This window comes from Mycobacterium asiaticum, assembly GCF_001673365.1.
GTDB lineage: Bacteria > Actinomycetota > Actinomycetes > Mycobacteriales > Mycobacteriaceae > Mycobacterium > Mycobacterium asiaticum_A.
This window is the reverse complement of the sequence record NZ_LZLS01000197.1, coordinates 131,397-139,666: the sequence shown is the minus strand read 5'-3', so window position 1 is coordinate 139,666 and position 8,270 is coordinate 131,397. Positions and strand designations below refer to the sequence as shown.

The following is an 8,270-nucleotide window of genomic DNA, read 5'->3' as shown; positions in this document are numbered from 1 at the left end:
CTACCGCCACCTCATCGCCGACGAAAAGGCCCGCCAATCACCACCCCAAACCGCCGCGGCTTGACATAGGAGCTATTGCTGGGCACCCCTCGGGACCGCCGGGGTAGCGTCGGACGGGTGACCGAGACGCCGCGTGAATTCGACATCGTTCTGTATGGGGCAACCGGCTTCGTTGGGAAGCTGACCGCCGATTATCTAGCTCGGGCGGGGGGAGACGCGCGCATCGCGTTGGCCGGAAGGTCGACGGATCGCCTGGCGGCGGTCCGCAAGACCCTGGGCTCGGCCGCACAATCCTGGCCCCTGGTCGAGGCCGACGCCACTTCCGCGGAGTCGCTGACGGACATGGCCGCGCGCACCCAGGTTGTCATCACCACTGTGGGCCCCTACACCCGCTACGGGCTGCCGCTGGTGGCCGCCTGCGCCGAGGCGGGCACCGACTACGCCGACCTGACCGGAGAGGCCAATTTCGTCCGGGAAAGCATCGACACCTATCACAAGCAGGCCGCCGACACCGGCGCGCGCATCGTGCATGCCTGCGGCTTCGACTCGGTGCCCTCAGACTTGACGGTCTACGCCCTGTACCGGGCGGCCCGCGACGACGGCGCCGGTGAGCTGACCGACACTAATTTCGTGGTGCGCTCGTTCCGGGGCGGCTTCTCCGGGGGCACCCTCGCGTCGATGATGGAGATATTGCGTCTTGCCTCCAACAATCCGGAGGTGCGCGAGCAGCTCGCCGACCCGTACACGCTCAGCAGCGACCGCGGGGCCGAACCGGACCTCGGCGCCCAGCCGGACCTGCCGCTGCGCCGTGGTCGGCAGCTAGCGCCCGAACTCAACGGATTGTGGACCGCGGGCTTTGTGATGGCGCCCTACAACACCCGGATCGTGCGACGCAGCAACGCATTGCAGGACTGGGCCTACGGCCGAAACTTCCGCTACGGCGAAAACGTGAACCTCGGGTCGTCGCCCGTAGCGCCGGTGGCCGCCGCGGTCGTCACCGGGTTCAGCAACGCGGCCTTCGGGCTGGGCAGCCGTTACTTCAGGTTCCTGCCGGAGAAGCTCGTCGAGCGCGTCGCACCAAAGTCGGGCACGGGTCCGAGCGCAAAGGCGCGCGAGCGCGGTCACTACACGGTCGAGACGTACACCACCACGACGTCGGGTGCCCGCTACCTCGCGCGTATGCAGCAGCGCGGCGACCCGGGCTACAAGGCCACGTCGGTGATGTTGGGGGAGTGTGGCCTTGCCCTGGCCAAGGATCGCGACAAGCTCTCCGATCTGCGCGGTGTGCTCACGCCGGCGGCCGCAATGGGTGACGCGTTGCTGGCGCGCTTCCCCGACGCAGGCATATCGCTGCAGACCGAGCGGTTAAATTGAGCTGCGCGTTGAAAATTCACGCCACCAGGGGTGACGAAGCAGGTCGGTCAGACTAATGTCGTAAGGGACTCGCCTCCCACATACCAGCAAACGAAGGTGGATCAACGATGGCCGGTCTCGACGATCTCTACGCGCAGATTCCCACGTCGGACATAGCGTCCAAGTTGGGTGCCGACCAAGACGAAGTCGACAACGCCGTGCACACGCTGGTGCCGGTGCTGCTCAGCGGATTGCACCACAGCTCGCAGGACCCTGAGCACGCCAGCAAGCTCGAGGACGCGGCCAGCGGGCACGCCGCCCGCGGTCTGCTCGATGCTGGTGGCGGTGTCGAACAGGTCCAGGAGGACGACGGCCACCAGGCGGTCGCGACGCTGTTCGGTGGCAAGGACACCGACGAAGTCGCCTCCGCGCTGGCCGGCGGTGGAGCCGGCAACAGTGATCTGCTCAAGCAGTTGCTACCCATCGTGCTGCCAATTGTTTTGGCCTACATAGGAAAACAGCTCGGTTCTGGCGGTGCGACCGAGAGCAGCGCGCCGCAGCAACGCAGCTCCGGCGGCGGGTTGGGTGACATCCTGGGCAGCATCCTCGGCGGCGGCAACGACAAGTCGCTCGGCGGCATCCTGGGCAGTGTGCTGGGCGGCAACAAGGGTGGCGGCCTCGGCGACATTCTCGGTGGTCTGCTTGGTGGCAAGAAATAGCAAGCGCAACAACAGGATTGCGCTGAGCCGAATTCTGTCCAGGCATTATCGCGATCGGTAGTTTGGAATCAGGGGTACCACGTACAACGGGTCGCCTATCCGTCGATCGGACCTGAGATGAATGGGAAACGAGAGGGAAACTGATGTCAGACACGCTCACCGAAGGGCAGAAGCTGGTACGGGGAGAGTCACTGGTCTCCAACAACGGGGCTTACACCTTGACCCTGCAGGACGACGGCAACCTGGTGCTCGCCTCCCGGGGCAGGCCTTTGTGGGCCACCTCCACCAGTGGTCAGGACGTAGTGCGCGCCGAGGTGCAACGCGACGGCAACTTCGTTCTCTACACAGCGGACAAGCCCGTGTGGCACAGCGACACCAAGGGCAAGAAGCAGGTCAGGCTCGTCCTGCAAGACGACCGGAACCTGGTGCTCTACGCAGCCGACGGCCCGGCCTGGTCGACGAAGACGGAGACCGACGCGCCCCCGCCGCCGGAGCCCGTCGCCGAACCGGCCGAGAACCTCGACGACAAGTCCGTGAGCCAGGATGGACCGGCGCCGGCCGAGCAAGCGGTCGCCGAGCCGGTGGGTGAAACCGTGCCGGAGCCGGCCCCCCGGACCTACACGGTGGTCTCCGGCGACACCCTGTGGGCCATTGCCGAGCGGTTCTACGGCGACGGCAGCAAGTACCAGGTGATCGCGGATGCCAGCAATATCCCTAATCCCGACCTGATCCACCCCGGCCAGGTGCTCACCATTCCGTAGCCATCCCCGCCTGACCCGTCCTACCTGCGGGTTCAGGCCCTCGGACGGGCGCCGGCTGGCGGTTCCTAGAATTGACCGGTGACCGCCAGCCCGCGCCCCGCCGACGACCAGCTGCCCAAGTCGTGGGACCCGGCCGCGATGGAGGCCGCGATCTACCAGAAGTGGCTGGACGCCGGGTACTTCGCGGCGGACCCCACCAGCACCAAACCCGGCTACTCGATTGTCCTGCCGCCGCCCAACGTGACCGGCAGCCTGCATATGGGCCACGCGCTGGAACACACCATGATGGACGCCCTGACCAGGCGCAAACGCATGCAGGGCTACGAAGTGTTGTGGCAACCCGGCATGGACCACGCCGGCATTGCCACCCAGAGTGTGGTGGAAAAGCAGCTTGCGGCCGACGGCAAGACGAAAGAGGACTTCGGTCGTGAACTGTTCGTCGACAAGGTCTGGGACTGGAAGCGGGAGTCCGGCGGCGCGATCGGCGGCCAGATGCGCCGCCTCGGGGACGGCGTGGACTGGAGTCGCGACCGTTTCACCATGGATGAAGGACTGTCCCGTGCGGTTCGCACGATCTTCAAGCGGCTCTATGACGCTGGACTGATCTACCAGGCCGAGCGGCTGGTCAATTGGTCGCCCGTGCTTGAGACGGCGATCTCCGATCTCGAGGTCAACTACCAGGACACCGAAGGTGAACTGGTGTCGTTCCGGTACGGGTCGCTCGACGACTCGCAGCCTCACATCGTGGTCGCGACCACCCGGGTCGAGACGATGTTGGGCGACACCGCGATCGCGGTTCATCCCGACGACGAGCGCTACCGGCACCTGGTCGGCACCACCTTGCCGCACCCGTTCGTCGAGCGTGAGCTGATCATCGTCGCCGACACGCACGTCGACCCCGAATTCGGTACCGGCGCAGTCAAAGTCACGCCCGCCCATGACGCGAACGACTTCGAGATCGGGATGCGTCATCAACTGCCGATGCCGTCGATCATGGACACCAAAGGTCGGATCGCAGACACCGGAACACAATTCGACGGCATGGACCGCTTCCAAGCCCGGGTCGCGGTGCGCGAGGCGCTGGACGGACAGGGCCGCGTCGTCGAGGAGAAGCGACCGTATCTGCACAGCGTCGGACACTCCGAGCGCAGCGGCGAGCCGATCGAACCGCGACTGTCATTGCAGTGGTGGGTCCGTGTGGAATCGATGGCCAAGGCAGCCGGCGACGCGGTTCGCAACGGCCACACCGTGATTCATCCGGCCAGCCTGGAGCCGCGGTGGTTCGGTTGGGTCGACGACATGCACGACTGGTGTATCTCGCGGCAGCTGTGGTGGGGTCATCGCATCCCCATCTGGTACGGGCCTGACGGTGAAAAGGTGTGCGTCGGTCCCGATGAAACGCCGCCGGAGGGTTGGCAGCAGGACCCCGATGTGCTGGACACCTGGTTCTCCTCGGCGCTGTGGCCCTTCTCCACGTTGGGCTGGCCGGCCAAGACCACGGAGCTGGAAAAGTTCTATCCGACAAGCGTTCTGGTCACCGGTTACGACATCCTGTTCTTCTGGGTGGCCCGGATGATGATGTTCGGCACCTTCATCGGCGGCGACGAAGCCATCACCCTCGACGGCACTCGGGGCCCGCAGGTGCCGTTCACCGATGTGTTCCTGCACGGGCTGATCCGCGACGAGTTCGGCCGCAAGATGAGCAAGTCCAAGGGCAACGTGATCGACCCGCTGGACTGGATCGACACCTTCGGCGCGGACGCGCTGCGGTTCACCTTGGCCCGCGGCGCAAGTCCCGGCGGCGACCTGGCCATCGGCGAGGACGCGGTGCGGGCGTCGCGCAACTTCGGCACCAAGCTGTTCAACGCGACCCGGTACGCATTGATGAACGGGGCGGCACTGGCCCCGTTGCCCCCCATCAGCGAACTCACCGACGCCGACCGCTGGATTCTGGGACGGCTGGAAGAGGTTCGGGCCGAGGTGGATTCGGCCTTCGACAGCTACGAGTTCAGCCGTGCCTGCGAGGCGCTCTATCACTTCGCCTGGGACGAGTTCTGCGACTGGTATGTGGAGCTGGCGAAAACCCAGCTGGCGCAGGGGCTCAGCCACACCACGGCCGTGCTGGCCGCGGGGCTGGACACGCTGCTTCGGCTGCTGCACCCGGTGATCCCATTCATCACCGAAGCGTTGTGGCAGGCGCTAACCGGCCAGGCGTCGGTGGTGATCGCCGATTGGCCGCAGCCGTCCGGGATAGCGCTGGATCCGACTGCGGCACAACGGATCACCGATATGCAGAAGCTGGTGACTGAGGTGCGACGGTTCCGCAGCGACCAGGGTCTGGCCGACCGGCAGAAGGTGCCGGCGCGGTTGGCCGGTGTCGAGGAGGCGGATCTGAGCAACCAGGTTCCCGCGGTGACGTCGCTGGCCTGGCTCACTGCGCCGGGCGACGGCTTCCGGGCATCGGCAGCGGTGGAAGTTCGGCTCAGTACGGCGACAGTGCTAGTGGAGCTCGACACTTCTGGCACCATCGATGTGGCGGCGGAGCGGCGACGTCTCGAAAAGGATTTGGCCGCAGCGCAAAAGGAGCTGGCATCGACCGGCGCCAAGCTCGGCAACGCGGACTTCCTAGCCAAGGCGCCGGACGCCGTCGTCGGCAAGATCCGCGCTCGAGCGCAGTTGGCGCAGGAGGAAACCGACCGGATCGCGGCCAGGTTGGCTGCGCTGCAATGACTTCGGAGACACCGGATTGGGAGTCGGGCACCCGGCTTGCGCCGACCCCGGATGAGATCGCGGCTCTGCTGCAGGTCGAACATCTGCTCGATCAACGCTGGCCGGAAACGCGCATCGAACCGAGCCTGACCCGGATCAGCGCGTTGATGGACCTGCTCGGATCACCGCAACTGAGCTATCCGTCGATCCACATCGCCGGCACCAACGGCAAGACCTCGGTTGCCCGGATGATAGACGCGCTGGTCACCGCGCTTCAGCAGCGCACCGGCCGGACCACCAGCCCACATCTGCAGTCGGCAACCGAACGCATCTCTATCGACGGCAATCCGATCACCCCGGCGCAGTACGTGGAGACGTACCGCGAGATCGAACCGTTCGTACAGATGGTCGATCAGCAGTCGCAGGCAGACGGCGGCCCGGCGATGAGCAAATTCGAAGTCCTGACCGGCATGGCCTTTGCAGCGTTCGCCGACGCACCCGTCGACGTCGCCGTGGTCGAGGTGGGCATGGGTGGAACCTGGGATGCCACCAACGTGATCAACGCGCCGGTGGCGGTTGTCACGCCGATCAGCGTGGACCACGTCGACTACCTCGGCGCCGACATCGCCGGCATCGCAAGGGAAAAGGCGGGCATCATCACCAGAGCACCGGAGGGCGCGCCCGACACCGTCGCCGTGATCGGCCGACAGCTACCCGAGGCCATGGAGGTGTTGCTCGCTCAGACGGTGCGCGCCGACGCCGCTGTCGCCCGGGAAGACTCCGAGTTCGCGGTATTGGGCAGACAGATCGCGATTGGCGGACAGGTGCTGCAACTGCAGGGCCTGGGCGGGGTGTACCCCGACATCTACCTGCCGTTGCACGGCGAACATCAAGCGCACAACGCGGCCGTAGCCCTGGCCGCGGTCGAGGCGTTCTTCGGCGCGGGCGCACAACGGCAACTGGACGTGGACACCGTGCGCGCCGGGTTCGCCGCCGTGACCAGCCCGGGACGGCTGGAGCGGATGCGCAGCGCGCCGACGGTGTTCATCGACGCCGCGCACAATCCGGCCGGGGCCGCCGCCCTCGCGCAGACCCTGGCCGACGAGTTCGACTTCCGGATGCTCGTCGGGGTGATCAGCGTGCTGGCCGACAAGGATGTGGACGGGATCCTGAGCGCGCTGGAACCCGTCTTGGATTCGGTCGTGGTCACCCACAACGGATCGCCACGGGCCCTGGACGTCGAAGCACTGGCCTTGGCGGCGCAGGCGCAGTTCGGTCCCGATCGGGTGCTGACCGCCGAGAACCTGCGCGACGCCATCGACGCGGCGACCGCCCTGGTCGACGCGTCCTTTCTCGAAGAAGGCGCCCACGAAGGCGAAATGCTTTCCGGCACAGGCATTGTCATCACCGGCTCGGTAGTCACCGCCGGTGCCGCACGGACCCTGTTTGGACGTGATCCGCAATGAGCGACCGGCCACCCGCGGGCAGCGGCGATACCCCGCCGCCACCCGACCCCTGGAAGAGCTTTGCCGGTGTGATGGCCGGAACGCTGATCCTGGAAGTGATCGTCGTGCTGCTGGCCATCCCGGTCGTGGGCGCCGTCGGTGGCGGCCTGAACGCCGCGTCGCTGGGTTATCTGATTGGGTTCGCCGTGCTGTTGGTCGTGCTGGCCGGCCTGCAGCGCAGACCCTGGGCGATCTGGGCCAATCTCGGTGTTCAGGTGCTCCTCGTCGCTGGTTTCGTGGTGTATCCGGCGGTGGGCTTTATGGGTCTGCTGTTCACCGCCGTATGGGCGCTGATCGCGTATTTGCGCGCCGAGGTCCGGCGCCGGCAAGCACCCACAACACCGCCGAATTGATTTGCTGAACGAGCGCCGTACTGCGGTCCGAACAGGCCCATTGGTGGTTTGAGCTCCATATCTTTCTTCGCTGGTCGTCGCTAGTATCGCACCACCGAGGGCCAACGAAAGGGCGTGCTGATGAGCAAGAAGTCGCGCAAGAGATACGCCATCGGCGTCGTAGGTGCGGTCTTGGCGCTGCTGCTGTCGGGCTGTACCGAGTTGCAAAACGTCCGGGTGAGCTACGAAGCCGCAGCGCCGTCGCACACTGACGCTGTGAGCGTGGCGCCCAACGCCGGTTAGGCGCCCAGCGCACCGACTCCGACCCGTCGGGTTTTGGCGCAGCCGGTGCGACCTCTACTCTTTACCACCGTGAGCGAACGGACCCTGGTACTGATCAAGCCCGACGGTGTGGAACGCCAGCTGATCGGCGAGATACTCAGCCGCATCGAGCGCAAAGGCCTCACCATCGCGGCTCTCGAGCTCAGGACCGTCGGCGACGAGCTGGCCCGCCGCCATTACGCCGAGCACGACGGCAAGCCGTTCTTCGGGTCGTTGCTCGAGTTCATCACGTCTGGCCCGGTGGTGGCGGCCGTCGTTGTCGGGCCGCGCGCCATTGCCGCCTTCCGGCAACTCGCCGGCGGCACCGACCCGGTGGACAAGGCCACGCCCGGCACGATCCGTGGTGATTTCGGCCTGGAAACCCAGTTCAACCTGGTGCACGGCTCCGATTCGCCGGAATCGGCGCAACGCGAGATCGAGTTGTGGTTCCCCGGTATCTGATCGTCTGAACGGGGTGCTCCGCGCGTTTGGCGGTGCGCCCTGCATTAGGGGAGCATGACCCCGCGCAGTCATGTGGGATACTGACTGCGGGTGAACGTCGTCGAACTG

General features: G+C 66.1%; 8 protein-coding genes. All 8 read left to right on the top strand.

The window, feature by feature from the left end:
* Nucleotides 1-117 precede the first annotated feature (117 nt).
* Nucleotides 118-1,374 carry a saccharopine dehydrogenase family protein gene (locus A5634_RS23080; RefSeq protein ID WP_065146347.1) on the top strand — a complete coding sequence of 419 codons (1,257 nt, stop codon included), beginning with the start codon at nt 118-120 and terminating at the stop codon, nt 1,372-1,374.
* Nucleotides 1,375-1,481: 107 nt separating this feature from the next.
* On the top strand, nt 1,482-2,072 hold the full coding sequence (locus A5634_RS23075) for a DUF937 domain-containing protein (protein ID WP_065146346.1): 591 nt from the start codon (nt 1,482-1,484) through the stop codon (nt 2,070-2,072).
* Nucleotides 2,073-2,215: 143 nt separating this feature from the next.
* Nucleotides 2,216-2,833 carry a LysM peptidoglycan-binding domain-containing protein gene (locus tag A5634_RS23070; protein WP_065146345.1) on the top strand — a complete coding sequence of 206 codons (618 nt, stop codon included), beginning with the start codon at nt 2,216-2,218 and terminating at the stop codon, nt 2,831-2,833.
* Nucleotides 2,834-2,911: 78 nt separating this feature from the next.
* A complete protein-coding gene (locus A5634_RS23065) occupies nt 2,912-5,563 on the top strand; it encodes a valine--tRNA ligase (protein WP_065146344.1) in 2,652 nt (883 codons plus the stop codon).
* A complete protein-coding gene (gene folC, locus A5634_RS23060; protein ID WP_065146343.1) occupies nt 5,560-7,008 on the top strand; it encodes a bifunctional tetrahydrofolate synthase/dihydrofolate synthase in 1,449 nt (482 codons plus the stop codon). Before A5634_RS23065 ends, folC begins: the two co-directional genes overlap by 4 nt.
* The gene (locus A5634_RS23055) at nt 7,005-7,400 is read left to right on the top strand and encodes a DUF4233 domain-containing protein (protein ID WP_065146342.1); all 396 of its coding nucleotides are present in this window, start codon (nt 7,005-7,007) and stop codon (nt 7,398-7,400) included. Before folC ends, A5634_RS23055 begins: the two co-directional genes overlap by 4 nt.
* Nucleotides 7,401-7,520: 120 nt before the next feature.
* Nucleotides 7,521-7,682: a hypothetical protein gene (locus A5634_RS28400; protein ID WP_155769675.1), complete on the top strand. Its 162-nt coding sequence runs from the start codon at nt 7,521-7,523 to the stop codon at nt 7,680-7,682.
* A gap of 69 nt (nt 7,683-7,751) precedes the next feature.
* Nucleotides 7,752-8,162, top strand: coding sequence for a nucleoside-diphosphate kinase (gene ndk / locus A5634_RS23050; RefSeq protein ID WP_065146341.1), 411 nt, complete (start codon nt 7,752-7,754; stop codon nt 8,160-8,162).
* Nucleotides 8,163-8,270 lie beyond the last annotated feature (108 nt).

Coding starts and splice junctions, on each gene's coding strand:
- A5634_RS23075 (WP_065146346.1), top strand. CDS start 1,482: ATGGCCGGTCTCGACGATCTCTACGCGCAGATTCCCACGTCGGACATA.
- A5634_RS23070 (WP_065146345.1), top strand. CDS start 2,216: ATGTCAGACACGCTCACCGAAGGGCAGAAGCTGGTACGGGGAGAGTCA.
- folC (WP_065146343.1), top strand. CDS start 5,560: ATGACTTCGGAGACACCGGATTGGGAGTCGGGCACCCGGCTTGCGCCG.
- A5634_RS23055 (WP_065146342.1), top strand. CDS start 7,005: ATGAGCGACCGGCCACCCGCGGGCAGCGGCGATACCCCGCCGCCACCC.
- A5634_RS28400 (WP_155769675.1), top strand. CDS start 7,521: ATGAGCAAGAAGTCGCGCAAGAGATACGCCATCGGCGTCGTAGGTGCG.